Raw genomic sequence first — 25,755 nt, forward strand, 5'->3', positions numbered from 1 at the left:
TCTCAAAACCCGCACCATCTACGACGAAACCACCGCCTGGCAACACCACACCACCGCTGCCGCTTGACAGCACTACCAACTGGGATGTCTTCGGCGTCGCGGGTGCTCGCTCTCGCTTCGCGGGAGTGTCAGACCTGCTCTGTACGTTGGGTCGCGGGGGACCCAGGTCCGGAGGGGACCCCTGCGTCAGCCTGCCCGGCGGTGCCCGCCGGGAGTGCTCACATGTCGCCGCTCAGCCGCTGGCTCAGTGAGTTGCGGGACTGCTGGTGGTTCGAGACGGTCGGGATGAGGCCCGGCTGCACGACCTGAGTGATCTCCGCGTCATCTGCCGGGGCCTGCGGTGCCGGCAGCGGCTGGCCCTGCCTCGACTGGGCGGCCATCGGTTGCGTTGGCATGGGCTGGCCCGGCGCGTGGTGTTGCGGGCGCTGCTGCTGGTGGTGTTGCTGGCCCATCTGCGCCGGCTGCAGGATCATGGTCGAGTCCGGGTCTCGGCGCGGGTCCATGGCGTTGACCAGCGAGCGAGGGATTTGTTGCGTGTCCGAGGAGTCCATCGGAGACGTCATGTTGTCCGGCGTCACGATGTTCCGCCCACGTGCGCGGGCGCGGGCGAGCATGGCGTCGGCCCGGTCGCGGGGGTCCATGTCGGATTTAGCTCCTTGCCGGGACCAGATCCCATATGACGATCTGCTTCGTGTCAGAGTATTCCGTCGAACGGCTCGCTGTAACGCGGAGGAGGAAAAAGGTGCACGGCGTCGAAGCTGTGGTGCTGGTCGGGGGCAAGGGCACCCGTCTTCGCCCGCTGACCCTGTCCGCTCCCAAGCCCATGTTGCCGACCGCAGGGGTGCCATTTTTGACACACCTCCTGTCTCGGATCAAGGAGGTCGGCATCACGCACGTGGTGTTGGGGACCTCCTACAAGGCCGAGGTGTTCGAGGAGTACTTCGGGGACGGATCGAGGCTCGGGCTGGAACTCGAGTACGTGGTGGAAGAGGTGCCGCTGGACACGGCGGGGGCGATTCGCAACGTGGCGGACAAGCTCCGTGAGCCCGACGTGATGGTCTTCAACGGCGACATCCTGTCGGGCGTCGACCTGTCGGGGATCGTCGACACGCACCGCAAGCACGAGGCAGATGTGACGTTGCACCTGGTGAAGGTGGCGGACCCGCGTGCGTTCGGGTGTGTGCCGACGGACGACGAGGGGCGCGTTCAGGCGTTCCTGGAGAAGACCGAGAACCCGCCGACGGACCAGATCAACGCCGGTTGTTACGTGTTCCGGCGTGAGGTGATCGACGCGATTCCCGCCGGGCGGCCGGTGTCGGTGGAGCGCGAGACGTTCCCCGGGCTGCTCGAGGCCGGGCGGAGGTTGCAGGGGCACGTGGACGCCACGTACTGGCTGGACCTCGGCAAGCCCGAGGCGTTCGTGCAGGGGTCCGCGGACCTCGTGCGCGGTGTCGCGCCGTCGGCGGCAGTTGCACAGCCTGGTGACTACCTGGTGCTTGAGGGCACGAGCGTGCACGAAGGCGCAACGCTCAAGGGCGGGTCCGCGGTCGGTGCGAACTGCACGGTTGCGGACGGTGCTGTGCTCGATGGCGCGATTTTGTTCGACGGTGCCGTTGTCGGCGAGGGTGCGCTGGTCGAGCGTTCGATCGTGGGTGCCGGTGCGCTCGTGCAGGCCGGGGCGGTCCTCAAGGACGCCGTCGTGGGCGACTCCGCGGTGATCGGCGCGCGGTGTGAGTTGATCGGCGGAGCGCGGGTGTGGCCGGGTGTGGTTCTGCCGGAGGCCGGCGTGCGCTTCTCGACGGATGCCTAGCAGAGCCTGGACTCCACCGTTCCCACTCGATCTGGGAGCGGTGCTCGGCAGGCTGCGCCGCGGACCAGGCGACCCGTCCTTCTGCGCGGAGGGCGGTGTCTGGTTCGCGGCGAACACGCCGTGCGGGCCCGGCACGTTGCACGTCACGAGGACGAGCGGCGAGGTGCTGGCGGAAGCGTGGGGCGAGGGCGGGCAGTGGCTGCTGGACGGGCTGCCCGCCCTGCTCGGCGCGGACGACACGGTGGACGAGTTCGTCGCGCACCACCCGATCATCGCCGAGTCGCGCAGGCAACGGCCAGGGCTGCGGCTCGGGGCCACGAACAGGGTCTGGGACCTGTTGTTCGCCTCGATCCTGGAGCAGAAGGTCACCGGCGTGGAGGCCTTCCGGACGTGGCGTGAGCTGGGACGGCGGTTCGGCGAGAGCGCTCCCGGGCCGAAGCCGCTGAAGGTTCCGCCGACGCCGCAACGGTTGCTGGGCCTGCAGGACTGGGAGTGGCACCAGTGCGGGCTCGACGGCGCCCGCAGAAGGACGCTGATCAACGCCGCGCAGGTCGCGCACCGGCTGGAGAAGGCCGCGGAGATGCGCAGCCGCGAGCTGCTCGAAAAGGTGCCCGGCATCGGCGTGTGGACGTCGGCCGAGGTCGCGCAACGGTCCTGGGGCGACCCGGACGCCGTGAGCGTCGGTGACTACCACGTCGCCAAGAACGTCACGTGGGCGTTGACCGGCACGCCGGGCGACGACGACGGCATGATGGAGCTGCTGGAGCCCTACAAGCCGCAACGCCACCGCGCGGTCATGTACCTGGAGGCGGCGGGCCTGCGCCGGCCGCGGCGAGCCCCGAGGTTCTCGCCGCGCGACTACCGCAAGTTCTAACGCAGCCGCGCGAGAGCGCTCTCGATCAACGGGTGCAGGTCGTCCACGTTGTCCGGCAACGAGTCCAGCGGCCACCACTGCAGATCGACGGATTCAGCGCTGCGCACCGGCTGCGCGCCGACGGGAGCGCGGACCAGGAAGCGGACGTCGAAGTGCCGCGTCGGCTTGCCCAGCGAGCACGTGATCGGGTGCACGTCGAGGTGGATCGGCGTCGGCTCGATGCGCAGGCCGCGCATGCCGGACTCCTCGGTGGCCTCGCGCAGAGCCGCGGCGGCCAGTGAGGAGTCCTCGGGCTCGCAGTGGCCGCCCAGCTGAAGCCATCGGCCCACGCGCGGGTGCAGCGTCAGCAACGCGTGCTCCGCGGTGGCGTCCAGGACCAACGCTGAGGCCGTGATGTGCCCTGGTTCGCAAGAACGCTGGCAGGCATCGGAACGGGCCGCCAGGAAGCCCAGGTAGGCCTCGCGCAGGGCGTCCTGTCCCGCGAACCGGCTCAGCGTCGAGACGGCGTCGGCGTGCAGCGTCACAGCTCGATCAGTCCTTCCAGTGGCTCGCGCGGCGTCAGCGGCTCGGTCGGATGCCCGATCGCGACGGCGCCCAGCGGCTCCCAGTCGCCGGGAACACCCAGCACCGAACGCACGATGTCCGCGCAGAAGATCGTCGACGACACCCAGCACGAGCCGAGGCCCTCGGCGGCCAGAGCCACCAGCAGGCCCTGCACGGCGGCGCCGCCGGCGACCGTGAACATCGTCTTCTCGGCGTCGGCGCGGCGGTCGTCGGGGTAGGCGTGCGAGCCGTCGCGCACGAGGAAGGGCACGACGATCTCCGGCGCCTCCACCAGCAGGTCGCCACGACGCACCCGGCGGGCGATCTGTTCGGGGGTGAACCCGTCGGCGCGCAGGTCGGATTCCCACTGCGAGCGCATCGCTTGGAGCAGCTCCAAGCGCTTCTCCCGAACCAGCACGAACCGCAGGGGCTTCGTGTGGTGCGGCGCGGGCGCGGTCAGTGCCGCACCGACTGCCCTGCGCACCACGGCGAGATCGACGGGCTCGTCCGAGTAGAACCGCACGGACCTGCGCATCAGCACGGCCTGAGCGCGGCCCTGGGCGAGCGCCTCCTCCGTGCCGAGGCTGAACAGGTCCTCCTCGACCGGCCGGTTCAGGTCGCGGGCCGTGGAGCCGTCGTCCACCACCTCGAACCCGCGCAGCACCGCCACCGGCACCGAGCCGAGCTTGCCCTTCACCAGGTCGGCGGCCGCGGCGATCTCGTCGGCGATCGCGACCATCGTCACCGCGAGTTCGTTGCCGTGCTCGTCGACCGCGCCCGCGTAGTCGTGCAGCACGCGGATGCCGGACGCGCCGATCGCGGCGTCGGTCTGGCCCATCCGCCACGCGCGGCCCATCGTGTCGGTGATCACCACGGCGACCTCGACGCCCAGCAGGTCCTTGAGAGCGCCGCGCAACGAGGCCGCGGAGCCGTCCGGGTCGACCGGGAGCAGCGCGATCTCGTCGCCCGCCACGTTCGAGGCGTCGACGCCCGATGCGGCCTGCACGATGCCGAGCTTGTTCTCGGTGATCAGCGTGCGCATCTTGCGGGCGAGCACCCGCACCGACTCGGCGTCGACGTGCTCGCGCCGGATCCGGTCCCGTTCCTCGGGATCGGCCGGTACCCGGACGAGTCGTCCCTCTACTTTGGACAGGATCTTGGACGTGACGACCAGCACGTCGCCGTCGCGCAGCCAGGGGGCGGCCTTCGCGATCGCGCCGGCCAGGTCGTCGCCGGGGCGGAATTCCGGCAGGCCCGGAACCGGCAGCAGCTCCAGCGCGGCCGCGGCGTGATCAGTCAACTTCGACTCCGGCCAGGTCCAGCGCGGCGCGGGCCATCTGCGCCGTCGCGTCCACATCGGACATCAGCAGCGGGACCGCGCGCACCGCGACACCGGGCACGTCGGCCCGGTCGCCGGTGTGCACCAGCCACGCGTCGAGAATGCCGTCGGAGCACTTGCGGGAGCCGTAGTGCCGCCCGACCGCCTCGGCGGAGGTCTCCACACCGATCGCGTCCAAACAAGCGTCGGCCATACCCCGCAACGGCTTCCCGCCGATGATCGGCGACAGGCCCACGACGCCGGCCTCGGTCTTGCGCAACGCGTCGCGCACGCCGGGCACGGTGAGGATCGTGCCGATGCTCACCACGGGGTTGGACGGGGCCAGGATCACCGCGTCGGCCTCGGTGATCGCCTCCAGCACGCCGGGCCCGGCGGTGGCGGTCTCGGCGCCGACGAACGCGAACGACTTCGCGGGCAGCGCGGCCCGGTGCTTGACCCACCACTCCTGGAAGTGGATGGCCTTCGTCTCACCGTCGAGCTCCACGACGACGTGCGTCTCCACGCGGTCGTCCGACATCGGCAGCAGCTTCACGCCCGGCTTCCACCGGTCGCACAGCGCCTCCGCCACGGCCGACAGCGGATAGCCGGCGCGGAGCATGCGGGTGCGAACGAGGTGCGTCGCGATGTCGCGGTCGCCCAGGCCGAACCACGTCGGCTCGGCGCCGTAGGCAGCGAGCTCCTCCTTGACGGTCCAGGACTCGTCCGCACGGCCCCAGCCGCGTTCGGTGTCGATCCCGCCGCCCAGCGTGTACATGCAGGTGTCGAGGTCAGGAGTGATGCGCAGCCCGTGCATCCACACGTCATCGCCGGTGTTCACCACCGCGGTGACATCCGCCCCAAGAGCCTTCAGTCCCTGCAGGAACCTCGCGCCGCCGACTCCGCCGACCAGTGCTACGACCTTCACGCCCGCCCATGCTTCCACAGCGCCGGTTCGCCGTTACAGGTAGCGCCAGAACGAGAACGCCCGCGAGCCGTCGCCCGCTGAGAACGGGTCACCGCCGATGAGTTCGAACACCCAGGTCGACGCGTCGAAGAACAGCTGGCTGACGGCGGTGAAGCCGATCAGGACGGCGAACAGGACCAGCGGCGCCCACGGCCGGGCCTTCGCGCCGAACCGCTGTGCCTCGTAGGGCAGGAACGGTTCGATGACGCCCCAGCCGTCGAGGCCCGGAATCGGCAGGATGTTCAGGACGAACGCGAACACCTGCAACAAAGCAAGGTACGAAATCGCGGCGGCGAGCGCGGCCGGCGGCGAGAAGATCGCGACGACCAGCGCGAGCAGAACGCCGATCACGAGGTTCGAGACCGGCCCCGCGAGTGAGACCAAAGACTCGATCTTCTTCGAGCGCAGGGCGTGGTGGTTGATCCACACCGCGCCACCCGGCAGGGGGATTCCGCCGAACACCAGCAGCACGAGCGGCAGCACGATGCTGAGCACGGGGTCGGTGTAACGGCGGATGTCGAGGGTCAGATAACCCTTGTCACGTACGGAAAAGTCGCCGCCCTTGTACGCGACGGCGGCGTGCCCGAACTCGTGCAGGCACAGCGTGACCGCCCACCCGGCGAGTACGAAGAGGATGGTGCCCGAGATGATGGCGACGTCACCCTCGAGCAGGGTGAGGGCGGCTCCAGCGGCAGCCGCCGCGAGCAGGCCTAGGAACAGTGGACTGGGGCGAACCGCTGATCGCTTCACCCCTCCAGTGTGGCGTGTCGGCTGGTGTCGTGGGCCGTTCGGGGACACGTTGCAACACCTGAATCACTGTCTGTGCTGCCAGTCAAGGTTTTTGCGGCCATCCGCGCGAATATCCCCCGACGTGTGGACTCCGCTTGACCGCCCGCTGTGACGCAGGTGTAATCACATCGGTGTCATTCGTCGTTGTGGGAACGGCGTCTGGCGTCCGCCAACCGGGGAGAGCGGAAGGCGAGGAGGCGGACGAAATGCAGGAATTCGAAGAGCTCGAAGAAGATCACGTCACGCAGCCGGTCGTGCAGGGCGAGCTGTCGTACCTGTTCGACCCTGCCGACGAGCAGGACTGGCAGGAGCGCGCGCTCTGCGCACAGACCGATCCTGAGGCGTTCTTCCCCGAAAAGGGAGGGTCGACTCGGGAGGCCAAGCGCATCTGCCTGGGCTGCGAGGTGCGTTCGGAGTGCCTTGAGTACGCACTCCAGCACGACGAACGCTTCGGCATCTGGGGTGGTCTCAGTGAACGAGAACGCCGCAAGCTGAAGAAGCGAGCCGTCTAGAAGCGTGATCTTCGTGCCCTAACTTGAGGGCGTGACAAGTCCTCAGCCGAGGCTCCGGACAGCGCCGGTGCTGTGCGTCCTGGTCTGCCACGACGGCGACCAGTGGCTCAGCACGGCGCTGTCCGCGTTGCGGCGTCAGCGAATTCGCCCTCGGCACGTGATCGCGGTCGACACCGGATCAACCGACCGGACAGCGAAGGTGCTGGCGGACGCGGGGGATCTGCTGGACGGCGTGCTGACCGCGCCGCGTGGCACCGGCTACGGCACCGCCGTGCGGATCGCGGTCGAGCACGCCGTCGAACGGTGGGGTGACCCCGGCAAATGGCTGTGGTTGCTGCACGACGACAGCGCGCCCGAACCCGACTGCCTGGCCTCGCTGTTGACGGCGGCCGAGGTGTCGCCGTCGGCTGCCGTGCTGGGCCCGCTGTGCCTCGATTGGGTGGATTCTCGTCTGGTCGTCGAGGCGGGTTTGTCGACGGATTCTTCAGGACATCGACAGACTGGCCTGTCGTCGGCCGAACATTCCGCGTCGTTTCAGCAGAGCACCGAGGTTCTCGCCGTCTCGTCCGCGGGATCGCTGATCAAACGTGAGGTCTGGCACGCGCTCGGCGGTTACGACGAAGCGATGCCGCTGCTGCGTGACGATCTCGACTTCGGCTGGCGCGCTAATCGCGCGGGTCATTTGGTCCTGTGCGTACCGGTCGCACGCATGCGACATGCACGCGCCGCAACTAAAGGCTCACGTCGTTTGGATGCGGCCATGGCGCGGCCGGGTCCGTCATTTCGTGGCGTCGACCGAGCGCACGGCATGCGTACATTTTTGGTCAATTGTTCAAGTATCTCGTTTCTCGTCGGAGTTCCGCGACTGCTGTTCCTGTCGCTGCTGCGCGCCCTGGGCTTCCTGTTCCTCCGGCGTTTCGCGGACGCACACGCCGAAGTCGGCGCGGCCCGCTACCTCCTGACCAGAGGCCGTCTGTTCGAAGGCCGCCGCGCCCGCCGCGGTTCCGCCGTCGTGCGCGGCCTCTTCACCAGCAGACTCACCCGGCTGCGCAACGCGATCCGCGCCGGCGCGACCTTCCTGATCCGCCGCCGCGTCGAGGCGGACGCCGCGCTAGGTCGTTTGCCCGCAACCGATGCAGGTTCGACGTGGCTCGAACCATCCGAAGTGGACTCTCGCCCGGTGGGTCCGTCGGCGTTGCCCGCCGGAGCCTCCCGAGGCCGCCCGCGCGTCGCCGGCCTGCGCCGCCCACCCGTGGTCGTCCCCGTGGACGCCGCTTTGCCCGGCGCTCTGCGCCCGACGCCGCGCCCCCGCCCGTCGCCCGGTCCGCGTGGCGCTCCCGGCATGGTCTTCGTCGAGGTCGACCAGTCGCGGATGCTGCGGTCACTGCTGCTCGCGCCCCCGGTCCTGCTCCTACTGGGACTCTCGGCCGTCGCCGTGATCGCGAACTGGTCCCGCCTCGGCCTGAACCTCGCGGGCGGCCGGCTGCTCCCGGTCGGCTCGGCGGGTTCGGTCTGGTCGACCTACCTGTCGTCGTGGCACCCGGTCCTCGGCGGCACCGCGGCCCCCGCTCCCGCCGCGCTGGCCGTCCTGGGCCTGATCCCAGGCGGCCCTTCGTTCGCCGTCGCACTGCTGTTGCTCGGCGACATCCCTCTCGCCGCGTTGTCCGCCTACATCGCGTCACGCGGCATGCGCGTACGCCGTTCCGTGCGAGCGGTAGTGGCCGCCTTCTACGGCCTGCTGCCAGTCGCCACGACCGCGGTCGCCGAAGGTCGCCTGGACGTCATCGTCGTGCACGTCGTGACACCTGTGGTCTTCGCCGGCGTGTACGCGGTCTTGCGCGCGTCGTCCACGCACGCCTGGCTGCCGATGGCTTCCGGCACGGCGATCGGCGTCGCGGTGCTGGGTGCCTTCTCGCCGCTGACCCACGTCGTGATCATCGTGGGCGCCCTGGCCGGCTTCATCGCCGTCACCGGCGGCGCACGCCGGATCGCGGCTCTGTTCATGATCGTGCTTCTGCCGATGGGGCTGCTTCTGCCGTGGCCCGCCGTCTTGCTGCAACACCCGGAGATGGTCCTCAACGGTCTCGGCGCCGCGTTCTCGTCGCCGCCGCCGAACCTGGTCGTGTGCTCGGTCTTCGTGGCCGCCGCGTTCGCTGCCGCGGTGTTGCGGCCCAACGCTTCGATGCTGCCCGGACTGTTGGTGATCGTGCTGGCGATCGGTGCGCTCGCGGCGGTGGCTGCTGTCGGAGCCTGGCCCGGGACGCCGTTGGTCTTGCTGGCGTGGGGACTCGTGTGCGTGGTGCTCGCCGGGTGTCAGCGTGGGGTGACGCCGGGCGTTGCCGGGCAGGTTCGGGTGCGGCGGGCCGTGTACCTCGTTGGTGTGGTGACGCTGGTCAGCCTGGGAGTGGCCGGGTTGCTGGATCTGCGTTCCGGGCCGTTGAAGGCTGACGGTGGTGTTGCCTTGAGCCCGTCCTTGACCGCCGAGTTGGAACGGTCCGGGCGGTCGGTGCTGATCCTGGGCTCGCCGGTGCGTCAGGTCGCCGGACGGATGCCCGCCTTCGGGGATGACGATCTCGTGCCCACGGTGTCGTCGCCTGCTCGGTTGCGGCGGTGGAACTCGTCCCTGCTGGACGGGGCCGCGCCCGCGGTGAAGACCGCGTTGGCTCAGGCCGCGGCTTCCGGGGTGACCTTCGTGGTCCTGCCGTCCGAGGAGGCGTCCGCTCGGGTTCGGGCTGCCGCTGGGGAACTGGTGTCCGTGGCGCCGGGAGCTTCTGACGGACGGCCGGTGCTGCGGCTGCGGTTCGCGGCCGACACCGGGGTGTTGCTGGCGCCTGATCTGGCGCGGCGGGCTCGGACCGGCGGGGAACCGCCTGAGGAACTGGCCGCGTCCGGTGTGGTGCCGGTGAACCTGTCGTTGCCGGAGGTCGCCGTGAAGGTCTCGCCCGGCGGGGAGGGGCGGGTGCTCGTGCTGGCCGCGGAGGACGAGCCCGGCTGGCAGGTCTTCGTGGACGGGCAGCAGGTGCCGGTCGTCCGGGCCTGGGGACACCTGGTCGGGGTGCCGTTGCCGTCCTCTGCCGCCGAGGTCCGGGTGGAGATGTCCTCCACCTTGCGGGACTTCTTGTTGCTGGGGCAGGCGGCCGCCGCGTTGTTCACGTTGCTGACCGCCATCCCGACGCGGCGGAAGGCAGCCTGACGGTGGAGCCGTGTGTGAGAGGGGTCTCAGCCCTCGTCCACCACGTCCGGGTCCAGCCCCAGGTAGTTCGCCACCTGTTCGACCAGCACGTCGTGCACCAGGTCGGACAGGTCGGCGCCGTCCTTCGCCCGCGCCTCGAGAGGCCTGCGGTAGAGAACGATCCGGGCACGGTTGTCCGAGCCGGGCGGGAGCAGGCGGGCCAGGGGGACGTTGCCGTCCTCGACCACGCCGTCCTCGCCCTCGACCTGCACGTCCGGGACGTCGTCCACGGCCACGTCGAGCTGGGTGAGTTCGGTTCGCCAGCGGGCCTCGATGGGCTCCAGTGCCTCTACGACCAGCGCGTCGAAGCGTTCTGCCCGGGAACGGGCCGCTGGGAGCGTGGCCGGGTAGAGCGGGCCGCGCAGGCCTCGGCCGTGCCGATCGCGGTTGCGTCGGCGCGGCGAATTCTGCCGCTGTGAACCCCGTGCCATCACCACAACCCAGCAGCCTAGTTGCTACCCCTGACGACTAAACACAGCGTGCCTCACACACAGCCTCCCGTGGACGCGCTATCGTCCCCGATCGTGCGGAGCGTGAGACGGTGCTCGCGAACCGGGTGTGCTAACCCGGCTGTCGCCACGCTCACCTACGCCTATGCGGACTCCACCGCGGTCGTCGGGCCGCTTGCCACGTACTCCGAACCACACAGTTACGACCTGTGTGAGGAGCACGCGTTGCGGCTCACGGCGCCTCGTGGCTGGGAGGTCGTGAGGCACCAGGGTGAGTTCGCGGCGCCCGAGCCGACTGTGGACGACCTGACGGCGTTGGCCGAGGCGGTGAGGGAGGCTGGGCGTGCTGATGTGAGCCCGAAGCTGCCCGACGTGTCCGCGGGCTCTCACAGGCGTGGCCACCTGCGGGTATTGCCTGATCCGCACGAGGACTGACTGACCACACGCATCACTAATCTTCTCGCCGGTAGGCTGCCCTGGCAGTGGCCGTCAAGAGCGAGTTTCGGGAGTGTGCGGCGTGCGTGACCTGTCCGGCATCGTCAAGGCGTACGACATCCGTGGGGTGGTCGGCGAGCAGCTGGACGCCGGCTTGGTCCGCGACTTCGGCGCCGCCTTCGCGCGCCTGGTCGGTGGACCGACGATCGTCATCGGCCACGACATGCGCGACTCGTCGCCCGGGCTGTCGCGTGCCTTCGCCGAAGGCGCGCAGGCGCAGGGCGTGAACGTCATCAGCATCGGTCTGGCCAGCACGGACATGCTCTACTTCGCGTCCGGCAAGCTCGACCTGCCCGGCGCCATGTTCACCGCGAGCCACAACCCCGCGCAGTACAACGGCATCAAGATGTGCCGCGCGGGTGCCTCGCCGGTCGGCCAGGACACCGGTCTCGCGCAGATCCGCCAGGACGCCGAGAACCAGGTCCCGGACGCCGAGGGCGTCGAGCCCGGCACGTTCGAGGAGCGCAACATGCTCGTCGACTACGCGGCCTACCTCAACGACCTGGTCGACCTGAAGGGCATCCGCCCGCTCAAGATCGTCGTGGACGCGGGCAACGGCATGGGCGGCTACACGGTGCCGCAGGTCTTCGAGGGCCTGCCCATCGAGGTCGTCCCCATGTACTTCGAGCTCGACGGCAGCTTCCCGAACCACGAGGCGAACCCGCTCGACCCCAAGAACATCGTGGACCTGCAGGCCCGCACGAAGGCCGAGGGTGCCGACGCCGGTGTCGCGTTCGACGGCGACGCGGACCGCTGCTTCGTCGTGGACGAGAACGGCGACCCGGTGAGCCCGTCGGCGATCACGGCGCTGGTGGCCGTGCGCGAACTGGCCAAGGACCCCGGCGGCACGGTCATCCACAACCTGATCACCTCGCACGCCGTGCCGGAGATCGTCACCGAGCACGGTGGCAAGCCCGTGCGCACGCGCGTCGGCCACTCGTTCATCAAGGAGGAGATGGCCAGGACCGGCGCCATCTTCGGTGGCGAGCACTCCGCGCACTACTACTTCCGCGACTTCTGGAAGGCCGACACCGGCATGCTGGCCGCGCTGCACGTGCTGGCCGCGCTCGGTGAGCAGGACGGTCCACTGTCGACGCTGACGTCGATCTACAACCGCTACGCCGCCTCCGGTGAGATCAACTCGACGGTCAACGACCAGGCCGGGCGGATCGCCGCGATCAAGGACGCGTACGGATCCAAGGACGGCGTCACGATCGACGAGCTGGACGGTCTCACCGTGCAGCTGGCGGACGGGTCGTGGTTCAACCTGCGGGCCTCGAACACCGAGCCGCTGCTGCGCCTGAACGTCGAAGCCGCCACGCCCGAGGCCGTCGCCGCGCTGAGCGACGAGGTCCTCGCGATCGTGCGGGCCTGAGGAGAGAACACCGTGGCCGTCAAGCTCGAAGATCAGTTGCTGGAGATTCTCGCCTGCCCGTGCCCCGAGCACGCGCCCCTGCAGGTCGGGACGCCGACCGATCCGGAAGCGGACTTCCTCACGTGCACCGCGTGCGGTCGTTCGTTCCCGGTTCGCGACGGCATCCCGGTTCTCCTGCTGGACGAGGCGGTCGAGCCGCCGTCGGCTGTGTGATCAGGTGCTCGACGACACGCTGCTCGACGACCCGGGCCGCCTCGCCGACGCCGACACGGGCGGCTGGCTGCGTGCTGCCGCGCGGGCGGGAGCGCAGGTCCGTTCCACCGCCGAGGCCGCGGCCGAGGCGGGGCTGGAGCGGATCTTCTCCGAACGCCCGCGTGCGGTCGTGCTCATCACCCGGCCCGGTCACTCGGTCACCGTTGCCAACGTCGTCATGGCGTTGCTCGGCTCCGGCTGCTCGGTGCCGGTCGTGCTCGCCGACGAGGTGCCGCCCTGGGTCGGCGCTCTCGACGTCGTGCTCGCGCACACCGAGGACCCCGGTGACAGGGTGCTCGCCGAGTCGATCGACAGGGCCGTCCGCAGGGGCGCCCGCACACTGCTGACGGCGCCGGACTCCGGTCCGATCGCCGCGGCCGCCGCCGGCCGGGCCGTGCTGCTGCCGCCCCGAATCGACGTGCCGCCGGGCTTCAGCTTCCCGCGCGCGCTCGCCGCGTGGCTGCTGGTGCTGCACTCGCTCGGCCTGCTCAAGGTCGACGTCGAACTGATCGCGGACGAGCTCGACCGGGAGGCCGAGCGCGACCACCCGATGCACGAGTCGTTCGTGAACCCGGCGAAGTCGCTCGCGTTGCGCGTCGCCGACCGCACGCCGCTGCTGTGGGGCCTCGACGAGGTCGCCACGTCGGTCGGCATGCACGGCGCGGGCGTGCTGGCGGCGTTCGCCGGTGTGGCCTGCGACGTCGCCGGGTATCCGCAGGCGCTGACCCGCCCGGTGCTGCACCGCCGCGCGGTGCAGGGAACCTCCGGCGCGGACCTCTTCGCCGACCCGGACGACGAGCCGGGCAGCGGACTCGTGCGCGTGTTGTTGCTGGCTGTGCGCCAGGGCCCGGTGGCAGATGCTGTTCGGCACGCCGCCGAGGACGCCCTGCCGGGAGCGGACGTGCTGGAGCCGGCCGTCGAGGTGGCGGGAGGCGACGCGGTCTGCGCCGCACTCCTCGCGCTCCGCTTCGAACTGGCCGCGCTGTACCTCGGGCTCGCCGCCGGAACTCTCGGCGGCAACCCGTACTGATTTGGGAGCTGACTTAGAAGTGGACCTGCTGCACAACGCGGTAAGGCCGTACGCGTGGGGTTCACGCACGGCCATCGCCGAGCTGCTCGGGAAGGAGGTGCCCGCACCCCATCCCGAGGCCGAACTGTGGATGGGCGCCCACCCCGGCGACCCGTCCCGCGTGGCCGGCGCGGACGGCACCGAGCGCTCGCTGCTCGACCTGCTGGCGTCCGACCCGGACGGTCAGCTCGGCACGCGCGTCGCCGCGCGGTGGGGCAGCAGGCTCCCGTTCCTGCTCAAGGTGCTCGCCGCCGACGAGGCGCTGAGCCTGCAGGCGCACCCGTCGGCCGCCCAGGCGGCGGAGGGTTTCGCGGCCGAGGAGAAGCGCCTCGTGCCACTCGACTCCCCGGTCCGCAACTACAAGGACCCGGCAGCCAAGCCGGAACTGGTCTGCGCGCTGACCGAGTTCCACGCGCTGGCCGGTTTCCGGGAGCCGTCGCGGACCGTCTCGCTGCTGCGCAGCTTGGACGCGCCCGCGCTGTCCCCGTACACCGAGATGCTGGTCGCGCAACCGGACTCGTCGGGCCTGCGCGCGCTGTTCACGATGCTGATCACGCTGCCGCAGACGTCGTTGAGCACGTTGCTGCCCCAGGTTCTCGACGCGTGCGTGCTGCACGTGAAGGAGCACGGCGAGTTCGACCTGGAGTGCCGCACGATCCTGGAACTGGGCGAGTCCTACCCCGGTGACGCGGGCGTGCTCGCCGCGCTGCTGCTCAACCGCATCGTGCTGCAGCCGGGCGAGGCGATCCACCTGCCCGCCGGCAACCTGCACGCGTACCTGCGGGGCACCGGCATCGAGATCCTCGCGAACTCGGACAACGTCCTGCGCTGCGGCCTCACGCCCAAGCACGTCGACGTGCCCGAACTGCTGCGCGTGCTCGACTTCACCTGCGGTGACATGGAAGTGCTGCTGGGCGAGGAGATCCAACCGGGTGTCCGCGTCTACCGCACGCCCGCGCCCGAGTTCGAACTGTCCAGGTTGGACCTGGCCGGCGAGACGCGGATCAACCACGAAGGCCCGCAGATCATGATTTGCACCGAGGGCGCCGTGGTACTCACCAACGTCCGTGGCGAGGAGTTGCGGCTGGCGCGCGGTGAGTCCGTGTGGCTCCCCGCGTCGGACCCGGCGGTGCTCGTGCGCCCGGATGGTGTTGAATCCGCTGAACTTTTCCGTGCCACGGCCGGAACAGACTAAGGTTCACGACCGGACAAAGCAGACAGCTTTCCGGCCAGGACTGGTTATCAGCAAGGAGACAGGCGTGTCAGCAGGGGGCGGAACCAAGGCCATCGTCGCGGCGTTGGTGGCAAACGCAGGAATCGCGGTGGCCAAGTTCATCGGATTCCTGATCACCGGCTCGTCGTCGATGCTCGCCGAGTCGGTGCACTCCTTGGCCGACACGTCGAACCAGGGTCTGCTGCTGCTCGGCCAGAAGACGGCGCAGCGCAGGGCGACCAGGCTGCACCCGTTCGGCTTCGGCCGCGACCGGTACTTCTGGTCGTTCGTGGTGGCGCTGATGCTCTTCACGCTCGGCTCGGTCTTCGCGCTGTACGAGGGCATCCACAAGCTGCAGCACCCGGAGGCGCTCTCCAGCCCGCTGGTCGCGGTCGGCATCCTCGTGGTGGCCATCGGCCTCGAGACCTACAGCTTCATGACGGCCATCAAGGAGTCGAAGCTCATCAAGGGCGACGCCACCTGGTGGCAGTTCATCCGCAACTCCCGCACCCCGGAACTCCCGGTCGTGCTGCTGGAGGACGCGGGCGCCCTGATCGGTCTGGTGCTGGCCCTGATCGGCGTCGGGCTCGCGACGGTCACCGGCGACCCGGTCTTCGACGCACTCGGCACCATCGCCATCGGTGCGCTGCTGGGCGTCATCGCTGTGATCCTGATCATCGAGATGAAGTCGCTGCTCATCGGCGAGGGCGCGTCGGACAAGGACCTCGACGTGATCATCGACGAGCTGGCCGCGGGCAAGGTGCAGCGCGTCATCCACATCAAGACGCAGTACATCGGACCGGAGGAGATGCTCGTCGCGGCGAAGATCGCGCTGGAGCCTCAGTTGCCGCTCGACCAGGTGGCACAGGCGATCAACGACGCCGAGCAGCGGGTGCGCAACAAGGTGCCGCACGCGCGCCTCATCTACTTGGAGCCGGACCTGGACCGCACAACGGTCACCAGCTCCTGATCCTTTCCTGGAACGCGGGGGCCCCACGTTACCTTCCGGGTAACGCGGGGCCCCCGCGTTCCATATGGAACGAGCTGTAGGGCGTTTGGGGGCCGGGTACCTCTACTGTGGGCCAATTCAGGTTCCATCAAGGAGGTATGCACCGTGCCGGGGAACGGGTTGTGGCGCACGAAGTCGATCGAGCAGTCGATATCTGACACGGACGAGCCGGACACGAAGCTCCGCAAGGACCTGACGGCCTGGGATCTCACGGTCTTCGGCGTCGCGGTCGTCATCGGCGCCGGCATCTTCACGCTCACCGCGAGCACCGCGGGCAACATCGCGGGGCCGTCGGTCTCGCTGTCGTTCGTGCTGGCGGCGATCGCCTGTGCGCTGGCCGCGTTGTGCTACGCCGAGTTCGCCTCGACGGTGCCGGTCGCGGGTAGCGCCTACACCTTCTCCTACGCGACGTTCGGCGAGTTCGCCGCGTGGATCATCGGCTGGGACCTGGTGCTGGAGTTCGCGGTCGGTTCGGCCGCGGTCGCCAAGGGCTGGTCGGCCTACCTGCAGACGACGCTCGGCCTCATGGGGCTCGACGTGAAGACCGAGGTGGGTGACGGCCTCAAGTTCGACTGGGGCGCCGTGCTGCTCGTCGCGGTGATCACGACCCTGCTGGTCGTCGGCACGAAGCTGAGCTCGCGGGTCAGCGCGGTCATCACGGCCATCAAGGTCGCGGTGGTGCTGCTCGTGATCGTGCTCGGCATCGGCTACATCAAGGCCGAGAACTACTCGCCGTTCATCCCGCCGGCCGCCGAGGGCGGGCCTGCCGCGCACACGGGCATCGAGCAGTCGCTGTTCTCGCTGATCACCGGCTACTCGGGCAGCACCTACGGCGTGCTCGGCATGCTGGCCGCGGCGTCGATCGTCTTCTTCGCGTTCATCGGGTTCGACGTCGTGGCGACCACGGCGGAGGAGACCAAGAACCCGCAGAAGGCCGTGCCCCGCGGCATTCTCGGTTCGCTCGCGATCGTCACGGTCCTCTACGTCGCCGTCACGCTGGTGATCACCGGCATGGTGCCGTACACGAAGCTCGCCACGCAGCCGGACGGCACGCGCGCGACGCTCGCGAGTGCGTTCTCGGACAACGGGGTCGACTGGGCGGCAACGGTGATCTCGGTCGGCGCGCTCGCCGGTCTGACCACCGTCGTCATGGTGCTGATGCTCGGCCAGAGCCGCGTGCTGTTCGCGATGTCGCGAGACGGACTGCTGCCGCGCAAGCTCGCGAAGACCGGCAGCCACGGCACGCCGACGCGCATCACGATCATCGTCGGCACGCTGGTCGCGGTCGCGGCGGGCTTCTTCCCCGCGGGCAAGCTCGAAGAGATGGTGAACGTCGGCACGTTGTTCGCGTTCATCCTCGTCTCCGGCGGTGTGCTGGTGCTGCGCAAGACGCGGCCGGACCTGTCGCGCGGCTTCCGCGTGCCGCTCGTGCCGCTGGTGCCGATCCTCGCGATTCTCGCCTGCCTGTGGCTGATGCTGAACCTGACCGCGCTCACCTGGATCCGGTTCATCATCTGGATGGTGCTCGGCGTCGTCGTCTACTTCGTCTACAGCCGACGCAACTCGGTGCTGGGCAAGCAGAGTGACAAGGCAGGCAAGTAGGTCGTGACCAACTAACCTGCCCACCATGGGAAACGCGCGGTGGCTCTCCGAGGAGGAAGGCAGCGCCTGGCATCACTTCGTCCAGGCGTACCACCTCCTCGAGAGGCAGATCGAACAGCAGTTGCAGCGCGACGCGGGCCTCTCGCACGCGCAGTACAACGTGCTGGTCGTCCTGTCCGAACAGCCGGGCAACCGCATGCGCATGACCGAACTGGCGCGCAGGGTCGTGGTCTCGAAGAGCTCGTTGACCTACCAGATCGGCAAGCTGGAGAAGTCGGGACTCGTGCGGCGCGAACCGCACGAGTCCGACGAGCGCGGCATCCTCGCCGTGCTGACCGACGCGGGCAAGGACCTGCTGCTCACCACCGCACCCGGTCACGTCACCACGGTCCGCGAGTACCTGATCGACCTCTTCACGCCGGACCAGCTCGCGCAGCTCGGGTCGTTCATGCAGACCGTGCACGAGAAAGCGGACGACTAGAGCGTCAGCAGGCCTCGTTGGTCGAGCCACTCGGCCACGTCGTCCGGGCCCTGCCGCGTCACGTCCAGCTCCAGCACGGGCAGGATCGACTTCGCCGCGAGCTCGCGGAGTTGCCGCTGTTCCTCGACGAACGGCTCCAGTGCGACGTACTGCTTCGGGTTCGCGCTGATCTTCAGCCGTTCCTCCCGCGCCTCCGCGAACGTGTCCTCGGGCCGCGTGCACAGGACGATCGCGAAGTTGAGCGGCTTCAGCCGTTCCTCCAGCCAGCCGAAGTCGAACTCGCGCCCCTGCCGTGCCTGGAACGCCAGCGTGGACAGGTGGAAGCGGTCGACGATCCAGGAGTAGTAGCGCTGCAGTTCGAACATCCGCACCCACGTCTCGTAGGTCTCCATCGCGTGCGCGGTCTCGTCCGGCGCGAAGTCGATCAGCCCACGACCCCACGGTTCGTTGCTGAACCCGCTCCACTCCGCCGAGATCAACGGCGAGTGGTAGCGGTACCGGCGATGCCCGACGAGACGCGGGTGCTCGTTCAGGGCGAAGGCCAGATCCGTCTTGCCGGTCAGCCGCGTGCCTTCGAGGATCACCTTGGGTGTGAGCTTCATGATGGCAAGCTAGCCCCGTGATCCTGTGTCTCGACGTCGGTTCCACCTGGACCAAGGCCGCTCTCGTCACGCCCGAGGGCGAGCTGGTCCGGACCGGGCAGCACCCGACCACGCCGCCGGAGGTGCTGCGCGGCATCGACGTGCTGCGCTCCGAGGTCGGCGACGGCGAGATCCTCGCGTGCTCGTCGGCCGGCGGTGGTCTCAGGCTTGCCGTCGTCGGTCAGGAACGCGTCGTGAGCGCCGAGGCCGGCTACCGGGTGGCGCTGTCCGCGGGAGCCAAGATCGTGCACGTCAGCGCGGGCTCGGTCGACGTGAAGGCACTCCGTGCCACGACACCGGACCTGATCCTGCTGGTCGGCGGCACGGACGGCGGCGACCGGTCGGTCCTGTTGCACAACGCCGCGAAGCTCGCCCGCGTGGCCGTGCCGATCGTGCTGGCGGGCAACGCCGAGGCGCAGCCGGAAGCGCTGGAACTACTGGCGAAACGCACCGTCGTGGCCTGCCCGAACGTGCTGCCGGACGTCGGTCAGCTGGCCCCGGAACCGGCCCGCCGGGCGATCCGTGAGGCGTTCCTCCAGCACGTGATCGGTGGCAAGGGTCTGTCGCGCGGCCCGAGGTTCCGTCAGCTCGTGCGGGCCGTGACGCCGGATGCCGTGCTGGCAGGCGTTTCCCGGCTCGCGGCACAGGAGCGTGAAGGCGCGGTGCTCGTGGTGGACGTCGGCGGCGCGACCACGGACGTCTACTCGGCGGTGTCGACTGTGGACAGTGAAGGTCTGGAGAGGACGGTCGCGCTGCCGCCGGACCGCCGCACCGTCGAAGGCGATCTCGGCATGCGCTGGTCCGCGCCGGGCGTGGTCAAGGAAGCTCTCGCCGAACGCTTGACGACCGAGGACCTGACCGCGGAAGCCCGGTACCGCGCCGAGAACGTCGACTGGCTGGCGGAAGACCCGGCCGTCGACGTGAAGCTGGCGTCGTTCGCGGCGATTCTGGCTGTGCGCAGGCATCTCAGGCAGGTCGACGGACAACTCGGCCCGCACGGCGCGGGCCTGCTGGTGCTCTCCGGCGGTGTTTTCCGGCACACAAAAGACATCTCGCCGATCATCGAGGCGTTGCGGGCCGACCCGGTGCTGCGACCGGTGCTGCGGACCGCCGAGATCACCGTCGACCGCGACTACGTGCTGGCACCGGTGGGCCTGCTCGCCGAGTCGGGGCGGCTGGAGGCCGCCGACCGACTGGCGAAGCGTCTGGGCTAGGCGGACTCCTCGTCGTCCACGAACTCGAGGAGATCGCCGGGCTGGCACTCCAGAACGCGGCACATGGCTTCCAAGGTGCTGAACCGCACGGCTTTCGCGCGCCCGTTCTTCAGCACCGCGACGTTGGCGGGGGTCAGCCCGACCTTCTCCGCGAACTCGCCGACGCTCATCTTGCGCTTGGCCAGTTCGACGTCGATGCGCACGACGATGGCCATCAGATCACCGCTTCCATGTCGGCGCGCAGCGTAGTGGCGCGCTGCAGCAGCGCCCGCATCACGACGAGCACGAGGCCGACCACGGACACCGCCGACGTGAACAGGAAGAACAACACGATCACGCCGGGGTCGTCGGCGTTGACGCCGACCCAGATGAACACCCCCACCAGCACGACCCACGCCGCCGCGATCGCCCACACCATCACGTCGACCCACTTGATCGCGGCCTCGGTGAAGATCAGGTCCTTGCGCACCAGCGTGAGCAGCTTCCACGTGGCGACGATGACCACCTGCACGCACACGACCCAGAAGATCGACACGATCGTCGAGGGCCACCTCAGGTGGGCCTCCGCGGGGTTCTGCTCCGCCATGTACGCGTACGAGCCTGGGATCGACAACGTCTCCAGCACGACGAGGATCCCGAACAACGCCACCAGGAACACCCGGAGGGCTGTCACCGCCCAACGTTCAGCAATCATGGATCGAGTATCGGTAGTGATCTATCGAAAGTCAATCGGTAGTGATCGTGTTGCAACCGGTCTCTAGAGTGACCGGCGTGGGACTGCGCGAGCGCAAGAAGACCGAGACCCGAGCGGCGTTGTCGGCCGCCGCACTGCGCCTCGCCCTGGAGAAGGGCGTGGACGACGTACGAGTCGACGAGATCGCCGAAGCGGCGAACGTCTCGCCGCGCACCTACAACAACTACTTCGCCAGCCGCGAGCACGCGATCGTCGCCGGCATCACGGCCTCGCGCGCCCTCCAGGTAGCGGACGCACTGCGCTCACGGCCTTCGTCCGAACCGCTGGTCGACTCGATCATCGCCGCGTTCACCGAGCAGTACCGCGAACCGCAGACCGAGGTCCTGGCGCTGATCAACTCGACGCCGGCGCTGCGCGAGGCCTACCTCGACTCGGTGACGTCCGTGGAACCCCCGATCGCCACCGTGATCGCCGAACGCCTGGGCAAGGACCCGCTCGGCGCCGAGGTACTGGCGGCCGCGGTGTCCGCCGCCGCACGCCTGGCGGTGCAGCGCTGGGTGGACGTCCGCCCGTCCGGCCTCGTCGTGGTGCCGGCCACCTCAGTCGAAGACCACCTGCGCGAGGCGATCGGTCACCTCGCGCCCGCGCTCACTTGAGCTCGTCCTTGAGAACGCACATCAACAGGCAGTCGTGCCACTCGCCGTCGCGGAAGAACGCCTGCCGGTACCGCCCGTCGATCTGGAAACCGACCTTCTCGTAGGACCGGATCGCGCGGGCGTTCGCCTCCACGACACCGAGTTCGATCGAGTGCAACCGCATGGTGTCGAACCCGTACCGGCACGCCGTGCGCAGCGCATCGGTGCCGTAGCCGCCACCCCAGTGGTCCTTCTCGCCGATGTAGATGTCGACCTCGGCGCGTGCGTTGATCGGGTCCGCGTCGCGCAGCACGACGACGCCGATCAGCTTGCCGTCCTTGAGCGTCTCGATGCAGAAGGTGACTTTCTCGTACGAGTTCTCCTGGCGGTCGCCGAAGCGTTTGCGCGCCGATGCCAGCGAGGTGTGGAAGTAGCTCGACAGCCACCGCATGACTTCTTCGTCGTTGTGCCAGCGGTGGAACGCGTCGGCGTCCTCGGGTTCGACGGGCCGCAGTCGGACAAGATCCCCAGTGAGCATGGTTCGCAGACTAGACACCTTTCGCGACGGAGGCGGCTTCCGCTGCCTCCTGGAAGTCGACGACGGCACCGCCGTGGTCCCTCGCCCAGTTCGTCAGGACCTCGATCGGCTCGACGAGGGTGCGGCCGAGGTCGGTGAGGCTGTACTCGACCTGCCGGGGCGAGTCGGCACGGCGCTCGACCAGACCGTACTGCTGGAGCCGGCGCAGAGTCTGGGTGAGGACCTTGCGCGAGATGCCGCCGATGAGGTCGACGAGCTCACCGTGCCGGCGAGGCTGGTGGCTGAGGCCGAAGAGCACCAGCACTGCCCACTTGTCGGAGATGATCTCGACCGCCAGGCGCGTGGGGCAGTCGGCGAGGAAGGCCGGTCCGGCCGCGTTCTGCATGTGAATCGAAGGTACCAGGAGGTAACCGACGGCTTCGTAACGTCTTCCGCAGCAGCGAGTTCAGCACCAGATGCGGAGGAATCCCATGCCACGAGTCGTCGTGTTCGACGAGTTCGGCGGTCCGGAGGTCATGCACGTCGTCGAGGAGCCGGTCGTCGAACCCTCGGCCGGTGAGGTGCGGGTCAGGATCGAGGCGTTCGCGGTCAACCCGCTCGACCAGATGATGCGTTCCGGGGCCTTGCCCGCGGTCGTCCCCCTGCCGCACGCTCGCCTCGGCGTCGAAGGAACCGGCGTCGTCGATGCGCTGGGCCCTGAGACCGCCGGACTGGAGGTCGGTGATCCGGTGATCATCACGGCCGTTCCGGACGCGAGCGTCAGGGGCAGCTACGCCGACTACACCACGGTTCCCGTGAGCCGGGTCATCACCCGGCCCGCCGGGCTCGGAGTCGAGGAGGCGGCGGCGATCTGGGTCACGTACTCCACCGCCTACGGCGCCCTCGTCGAGAAGGCGAGGATGCGGCCGGGCGACCACGTGCTCATCACCGCCGCGTCCGGTGGCGTCGGCCGGGCGGCGATTCAGATCGCCAATCAGATCGGCGCCGTGCCCATCGCCGTCACGCGGCACAGCGCGAAGAAGGACGACCTGCTCTCCGCCGGTGCGGCCGCGGTCATCGCCACCGACCACGCGGACGTCGTCGAAGCCGTCCGCCGGCACACCGGAGGTGCCGGTGCCGACATCGTCCTCGACGTGGTCATGGGCCCCGGCCAGCAGGATCTGCTGAAGGCCGCCCGTCCCGGCGGAACGCTGGTCGCCGCGGGCTTCCTGGACCCACGGCCCACGCCCTTCCCCGCCGGCCCGCCGCTCACGATCTTCAGCTACCGGAGCTTCGAGCACACCCTCGACGCCGTCGTGGTGAATCGCATGGCGGCCTTCCTGAACGCCGGTGTCCGCCTCGGTGCCCTGCGGCCCGCCGTCGGCAGGGTGTTCGCCCTCGACGACGTCGTCGAGGCACACCGCCACCTGGAGAAGGGGCTCCACGACGGGAAGAAGATCGTCGTCACGGTCTAGTGGTGTGGCGCTAGGAGCCGCCCAACGCGTCCCGCGACCGAGCTTCCGGCCTGCGCGCGAACGGCAGCGAAGGCGACTCCGGCGCGTCCACCTGCAACAGTCCCGCCGCGATCGCCACGGCCCGGTCCCACTCCGGGTCCGACGTGTAGTCCGAGTGCGCCGACACCCCCGACCGCCACCGACGGCCGGGGAACGGGCCTCGCTGCGGATCCGGCAGCCAGTGGTCGCCGCCCAGCACCAACGCCCCGGTGGGCCCGCGCAACGCCGGTGCCAGCGCGCCCTCCGAGCCGTCCTCCCGGTAGCCGACGCCGAGCAACATGCCGTCGAACACCTGCCGCCGCCACGTCGTCACCGCGCCGCCCAACGGATCCGTGCCCCGGCACAGCGCGCGCCAGCGTCCGTCCAGCCCGCCGGCCAGCCGGGCCAGTGACGCGTGCGGCACCACGGCGGGGAACGCCCGCGGATAGGCCCACTGGAGCTGTGAACCTGCTGTCAGCAGGCCGATCCGTTCGCGGTCGTGCGCGGGCAGTTCCTCCAGCAACCGGGCTGCCGCGACGGCGACCAGCAAAGATCCCTGTGAGTGTCCACAGAGGACGACGCGGGTCCCTGGGTCGCGCAGGTGGTCCTGCACGCGGGCGACGAGCTCCGGCACGACCTTCAGCGCGTAGCAGGGCGGCACGATCGGGTGAGCTTCGCGCGGCCAGAACTGCGCGATGTCCGCGATGATCCCGAGCCGCCGTCCGGACTCCGGTTGCCGCGCCGCCAGATAGACGGCGCGCAGCAGTGACACGGCCAGCAAGCCGAGCACGAACACGCCGAAAGCCGAGAACACCGCCCAAGAGCCGAGCGGGACGTTCTGCACCCGCAGCACCGTGGCCAGCACAGCACCGACCACCAGCACGGACGCGATGATCAGGATCATGTGGTGGCCGTGGTTGCGTTCCCAGCGCGCCCACCACCACGCGCGTGTCGCGGTGCGAAGGTCGCGCATCCGGCCGGAGTGCAGCAACGACGCCTCGCGCGCCCACACCTTGCCCTTGCGGAACGCCCGCCACCGCACGGCGCCGGTGAACGACGCCACCGCGAACGTGCTCAACAGCGCCAAAGCGCCCGCCACACCCCACAACAGGGTGATGTACTCGTAGCCGGCGGGCAGCCTCAGCCCGTCGCCCAAAGCCTTGCGGACCGGCAACGCCACCCCGGCGCCGAAACCACCGCCGAGCAGCCCGGCGATCGCCAGCACCGGCGCGGAGAACCAGCCGCCGGCCCACGGCCGCAGTTCGCGCGGCAACGACTTCCAGGTGCCCCGCGCGAGCAGGGCGGCGGGGAGCAGCATCAGCCCGAACAGCACCAGCACGAACGCCATCAGCAACGCCACGACCTGCACGGTCACGTCCGCGCCGGGCACCCGCAACGGCAGCTGTTCCTGCAAACCGAGTGTCGTCAGAACCAAAAGCACCGAGAACACCATCAGCAGCCGTCGCGGCTTGCGGCCCAACGCCGCGCGTAGCCACCGTCCGCCGCGATGAGGCGCACCGCCCGTGGGGTCGTCCAGCAGCAGCACACCGAGCACGGACACGCCGATGAGCACGAGAGACACGATCCACGCCACCGTGATCGCCACACCCATGCCGCCGGTGGCCGTGAGCTGCTTCAACGGACCGCCCAGGGCGATCAGCGCCGTCACCGCGAGCGACGTCACGACGTGCAGCGACCGCAACGCCGGCGTGTCCGGGTCGGTCGCGACGTGGGCGCCGGGCAGTCCGGACGCGGGCTGCTTCTCCTGCTCCTCGGCGTCGGCGATGGCCTTGCGCTCGATCCGCCACTCGACGTGCGAGACGCGCCGCATCACCGCGATCACCACGACGATCGGCAGCAGCCCCAGAAAGGTCCGGAACCAGGGAAACGTGCGCACGTCCGCCGGAATGCTGGTCAAACACGCAGTACCCGGCCGGAGACACTGGGCGGCGAGCAGGTCCAGGCTGACCACGGAGATCTGCGCGACCAGCAACGCCGTCAGCAGCAGTGCGAACACTCGCAACAACGACCGCAGACCGATGCCGAGCAGGTGAGCGGGCAGATTCCGCTCGGGGACGGGAGGGAGCATCCAGTGCGCGACGTTCGCGATGCTGAACGGGAAGAGCAGCGCCCACGTGGCCTTGGCCACACCTCCGGACGTCATCCCGCCCCACAGGTAGCCCTCCACGACGCGGGGGATCGGACGTCCCTCGGTCTGCAGCACCGGTCCTGGCGCGGGCCTGCGGAGTCTGTCCGCCGGGCGCACGATGCGCCCGAGGCCGTCTCCCGCAACGTCCACGGCCGCAACGGCGTCGACCAGCGTTTGCGGCGTCGTTCCCTGCACGCCATGTACCCGCAGTTCGACGACACGTGTGTCCGGGCCCGCAATCAACACCCGTGACCTCCCTTACCCAACGTTCGGGTCATAGTGGTCCATCGGCGGGCGGTATGGTCGGACGACACCCTCTCTGAAGTGCCCTGGAGGACTTCGCAATGACCTCGGACCGGTTGCAGACCCGCAACGGCATCGACTTCGCCGTGGCCGACCTCTCGCTCCACGAGTTCGGTCGCAAG

The 25,755-nt window shown here is 69.4% G+C and carries 27 protein-coding genes; 15 read left to right on the top strand and 12 right to left on the bottom strand.

Going from position 1 to position 25,755, the window contains the following annotated elements; translation table 11 throughout:
• Window positions 1-218: 218 nt before the first annotated feature.
• On the bottom strand, window positions 219-641 hold the full coding sequence (locus tag ACIRG5_RS48005; RefSeq protein ID WP_402918342.1) for a hypothetical protein: 423 nt from the start codon (window positions 639-641) through the stop codon (window positions 219-221).
• A 101-nt stretch (window positions 642-742) separates the two neighbouring features.
• Between ACIRG5_RS48005 and ACIRG5_RS48010 the strand changes: the two genes are divergently transcribed.
• Both ACIRG5_RS48010 and ACIRG5_RS48015 read left to right on the top strand, forming a co-directional pair.
• Complete coding sequence (locus tag ACIRG5_RS48010) at window positions 743-1,810, top strand: sugar phosphate nucleotidyltransferase (protein WP_402918345.1); 1,068 nt, start codon at window positions 743-745, stop codon at window positions 1,808-1,810.
• Entirely contained in the window at window positions 1,803-2,684 is an 882-nt protein-coding gene (locus tag ACIRG5_RS48015) for a DNA-3-methyladenine glycosylase family protein (RefSeq protein WP_402918348.1), read from the top strand. The genes ACIRG5_RS48010 and ACIRG5_RS48015 overlap by 8 nt, the downstream gene beginning before the upstream one ends.
• Here the strand turns inward: ACIRG5_RS48015 and ACIRG5_RS48020 are convergent.
• From ACIRG5_RS48020 to ACIRG5_RS48035, 4 genes are read right to left on the bottom strand one after another with little or no spacing between them, the layout of a single operon-like run.
• Window positions 2,681-3,208 (bottom strand): NUDIX hydrolase, encoded by a 528-nt coding sequence (locus ACIRG5_RS48020; RefSeq protein WP_402918350.1) that lies wholly within the window; start codon window positions 3,206-3,208, stop codon window positions 2,681-2,683. The genes ACIRG5_RS48015 and ACIRG5_RS48020 overlap by 4 nt on opposite strands.
• Window positions 3,205-4,527: a coenzyme F420-0:L-glutamate ligase gene (locus ACIRG5_RS48025; RefSeq protein ID WP_402918352.1), complete on the bottom strand. Its 1,323-nt coding sequence runs from the start codon at window positions 4,525-4,527 to the stop codon at window positions 3,205-3,207. Before ACIRG5_RS48025 ends, ACIRG5_RS48020 begins: the two co-directional genes overlap by 4 nt.
• The gene (cofD, locus tag ACIRG5_RS48030; RefSeq protein WP_402918355.1) at window positions 4,520-5,470 is read right to left on the bottom strand and encodes a 2-phospho-L-lactate transferase; all 951 of its coding nucleotides are present in this window, start codon (window positions 5,468-5,470) and stop codon (window positions 4,520-4,522) included. The genes ACIRG5_RS48025 and cofD overlap by 8 nt, the downstream gene beginning before the upstream one ends.
• A gap of 33 nt (window positions 5,471-5,503) precedes the next feature.
• The gene (locus ACIRG5_RS48035) at window positions 5,504-6,259 is read right to left on the bottom strand and encodes a site-2 protease family protein (protein WP_402918358.1); all 756 of its coding nucleotides are present in this window, start codon (window positions 6,257-6,259) and stop codon (window positions 5,504-5,506) included.
• Window positions 6,260-6,504: 245 nt separating this feature from the next.
• Here ACIRG5_RS48035 and ACIRG5_RS48040 point away from each other — a divergent pair, with 245 nt between their 5' ends.
• Together ACIRG5_RS48040 and ACIRG5_RS48045 are read left to right on the top strand one after the other, a co-directional pair.
• Complete coding sequence (locus ACIRG5_RS48040; RefSeq protein ID WP_051784712.1) at window positions 6,505-6,810, top strand: WhiB family transcriptional regulator; 306 nt, start codon at window positions 6,505-6,507, stop codon at window positions 6,808-6,810.
• Window positions 6,811-6,841: 31 nt separating this feature from the next.
• Window positions 6,842-10,003: a glycosyltransferase gene (locus tag ACIRG5_RS48045; protein WP_402918361.1), complete on the top strand. Its 3,162-nt coding sequence runs from the start codon at window positions 6,842-6,844 to the stop codon at window positions 10,001-10,003.
• 26 nt (window positions 10,004-10,029) lie between these two features.
• Here ACIRG5_RS48045 and ACIRG5_RS48050 read toward each other — a convergent pair whose 3' ends face one another.
• Window positions 10,030-10,473, bottom strand: coding sequence for a metallopeptidase family protein (locus ACIRG5_RS48050; protein ID WP_402918364.1), 444 nt, complete (start codon window positions 10,471-10,473; stop codon window positions 10,030-10,032).
• 93 nt (window positions 10,474-10,566) lie between these two features.
• On the opposite strand from ACIRG5_RS48050, the gene ACIRG5_RS48055 reads away from it, so the two are divergent.
• The 8 genes from ACIRG5_RS48055 (at window position 10,567) to ACIRG5_RS48090 (ending at window position 17,987) form a co-directional block, all read left to right on the top strand.
• Window positions 10,567-10,926, top strand: coding sequence for a DUF3499 domain-containing protein (locus ACIRG5_RS48055; protein ID WP_218164452.1), 360 nt, complete (start codon window positions 10,567-10,569; stop codon window positions 10,924-10,926).
• Window positions 10,927-11,008: 82 nt separating this feature from the next.
• Complete coding sequence (locus tag ACIRG5_RS48060) at window positions 11,009-12,361, top strand: phosphomannomutase/phosphoglucomutase (protein ID WP_402918367.1); 1,353 nt, start codon at window positions 11,009-11,011, stop codon at window positions 12,359-12,361.
• Between the two features lie 12 nt (window positions 12,362-12,373).
• Window positions 12,374-12,574, top strand: a complete 201-nt coding sequence (locus ACIRG5_RS48065; RefSeq protein ID WP_402918370.1) for a Trm112 family protein — start codon at window positions 12,374-12,376, stop codon at window positions 12,572-12,574.
• A gap of 4 nt (window positions 12,575-12,578) precedes the next feature.
• The gene (locus ACIRG5_RS48070) at window positions 12,579-13,643 is read left to right on the top strand and encodes a hypothetical protein (protein ID WP_402918373.1); all 1,065 of its coding nucleotides are present in this window, start codon (window positions 12,579-12,581) and stop codon (window positions 13,641-13,643) included.
• A gap of 19 nt (window positions 13,644-13,662) precedes the next feature.
• Window positions 13,663-14,877: a mannose-6-phosphate isomerase, class I gene (gene manA / locus ACIRG5_RS48075; protein WP_402918376.1), complete on the top strand. Its 1,215-nt coding sequence runs from the start codon at window positions 13,663-13,665 to the stop codon at window positions 14,875-14,877.
• A gap of 64 nt (window positions 14,878-14,941) precedes the next feature.
• The gene (locus ACIRG5_RS48080) at window positions 14,942-15,865 is read left to right on the top strand and encodes a cation diffusion facilitator family transporter (RefSeq protein ID WP_402918378.1); all 924 of its coding nucleotides are present in this window, start codon (window positions 14,942-14,944) and stop codon (window positions 15,863-15,865) included.
• Between the two features lie 144 nt (window positions 15,866-16,009).
• Window positions 16,010-17,506, top strand: coding sequence for an amino acid permease (locus ACIRG5_RS48085; protein ID WP_402918381.1), 1,497 nt, complete (start codon window positions 16,010-16,012; stop codon window positions 17,504-17,506).
• Between the two features lie 25 nt (window positions 17,507-17,531).
• Window positions 17,532-17,987, top strand: a complete 456-nt coding sequence (locus ACIRG5_RS48090) for a MarR family winged helix-turn-helix transcriptional regulator (protein WP_402918383.1) — start codon at window positions 17,532-17,534, stop codon at window positions 17,985-17,987.
• On the opposite strand, the gene ACIRG5_RS48095 is transcribed toward ACIRG5_RS48090, so the two are convergent.
• Complete coding sequence (locus tag ACIRG5_RS48095; RefSeq protein ID WP_402918386.1) at window positions 17,984-18,589, bottom strand: hypothetical protein; 606 nt, start codon at window positions 18,587-18,589, stop codon at window positions 17,984-17,986. The two genes, ACIRG5_RS48090 and ACIRG5_RS48095, sit on opposite strands and share 4 nt — an antisense overlap.
• Window positions 18,590-18,606: 17 nt before the next feature.
• Between ACIRG5_RS48095 and ACIRG5_RS48100 the strand changes: the two genes are divergently transcribed.
• Window positions 18,607-19,842 carry a glutamate mutase L gene (locus ACIRG5_RS48100; RefSeq protein ID WP_402918388.1) on the top strand — a complete coding sequence of 412 codons (1,236 nt, stop codon included), beginning with the start codon at window positions 18,607-18,609 and terminating at the stop codon, window positions 19,840-19,842.
• Here ACIRG5_RS48100 and ACIRG5_RS48105 read toward each other — a convergent pair.
• Window positions 19,839-20,057, bottom strand: coding sequence for a helix-turn-helix transcriptional regulator (locus ACIRG5_RS48105; protein WP_030476549.1), 219 nt, complete (start codon window positions 20,055-20,057; stop codon window positions 19,839-19,841). The genes ACIRG5_RS48100 and ACIRG5_RS48105 overlap by 4 nt on opposite strands.
• Window positions 20,057-20,536: a DUF2975 domain-containing protein gene (locus ACIRG5_RS48110; protein ID WP_402918391.1), complete on the bottom strand. Its 480-nt coding sequence runs from the start codon at window positions 20,534-20,536 to the stop codon at window positions 20,057-20,059. The genes ACIRG5_RS48105 and ACIRG5_RS48110 overlap by 1 nt, the downstream gene beginning before the upstream one ends.
• A gap of 77 nt (window positions 20,537-20,613) precedes the next feature.
• On the opposite strand from ACIRG5_RS48110, the gene ACIRG5_RS48115 reads away from it, so the two are divergent.
• Window positions 20,614-21,192 carry a TetR/AcrR family transcriptional regulator gene (locus ACIRG5_RS48115; RefSeq protein ID WP_402918394.1) on the top strand — a complete coding sequence of 193 codons (579 nt, stop codon included), beginning with the start codon at window positions 20,614-20,616 and terminating at the stop codon, window positions 21,190-21,192.
• Here the strand turns inward: ACIRG5_RS48115 and ACIRG5_RS48120 are convergent.
• Both ACIRG5_RS48120 and ACIRG5_RS48125 read right to left on the bottom strand, forming a co-directional pair.
• The gene (locus ACIRG5_RS48120) at window positions 21,185-21,709 is read right to left on the bottom strand and encodes a GNAT family N-acetyltransferase (RefSeq protein ID WP_402918397.1); all 525 of its coding nucleotides are present in this window, start codon (window positions 21,707-21,709) and stop codon (window positions 21,185-21,187) included. The two genes, ACIRG5_RS48115 and ACIRG5_RS48120, sit on opposite strands and share 8 nt — an antisense overlap.
• Window positions 21,710-21,719: 10 nt before the next feature.
• Window positions 21,720-22,094, bottom strand: a complete 375-nt coding sequence (locus ACIRG5_RS48125) for a winged helix-turn-helix transcriptional regulator (RefSeq protein WP_402918398.1) — start codon at window positions 22,092-22,094, stop codon at window positions 21,720-21,722.
• Window positions 22,095-22,179: 85 nt separating this feature from the next.
• On the opposite strand from ACIRG5_RS48125, the gene ACIRG5_RS48130 reads away from it, so the two are divergent.
• Window positions 22,180-23,163 (top strand): zinc-dependent alcohol dehydrogenase family protein, encoded by a 984-nt coding sequence (locus ACIRG5_RS48130; protein WP_402918401.1) that lies wholly within the window; start codon window positions 22,180-22,182, stop codon window positions 23,161-23,163.
• Window positions 23,164-23,173: 10 nt separating this feature from the next.
• Here the strand turns inward: ACIRG5_RS48130 and ACIRG5_RS48135 are convergent, their stop codons facing one another.
• Complete coding sequence (locus ACIRG5_RS48135) at window positions 23,174-25,576, bottom strand: hypothetical protein (protein WP_402918404.1); 2,403 nt, start codon at window positions 25,574-25,576, stop codon at window positions 23,174-23,176.
• Between the last annotated feature and the right edge of the window lie 179 nt (window positions 25,577-25,755).

The sequence above is a fragment of the Lentzea sp. NPDC102401 genome (genome assembly GCF_044765805.1).
GTDB classification, from domain to species: domain Bacteria; phylum Actinomycetota; class Actinomycetes; order Mycobacteriales; family Pseudonocardiaceae; genus Lentzea; species Lentzea sokolovensis.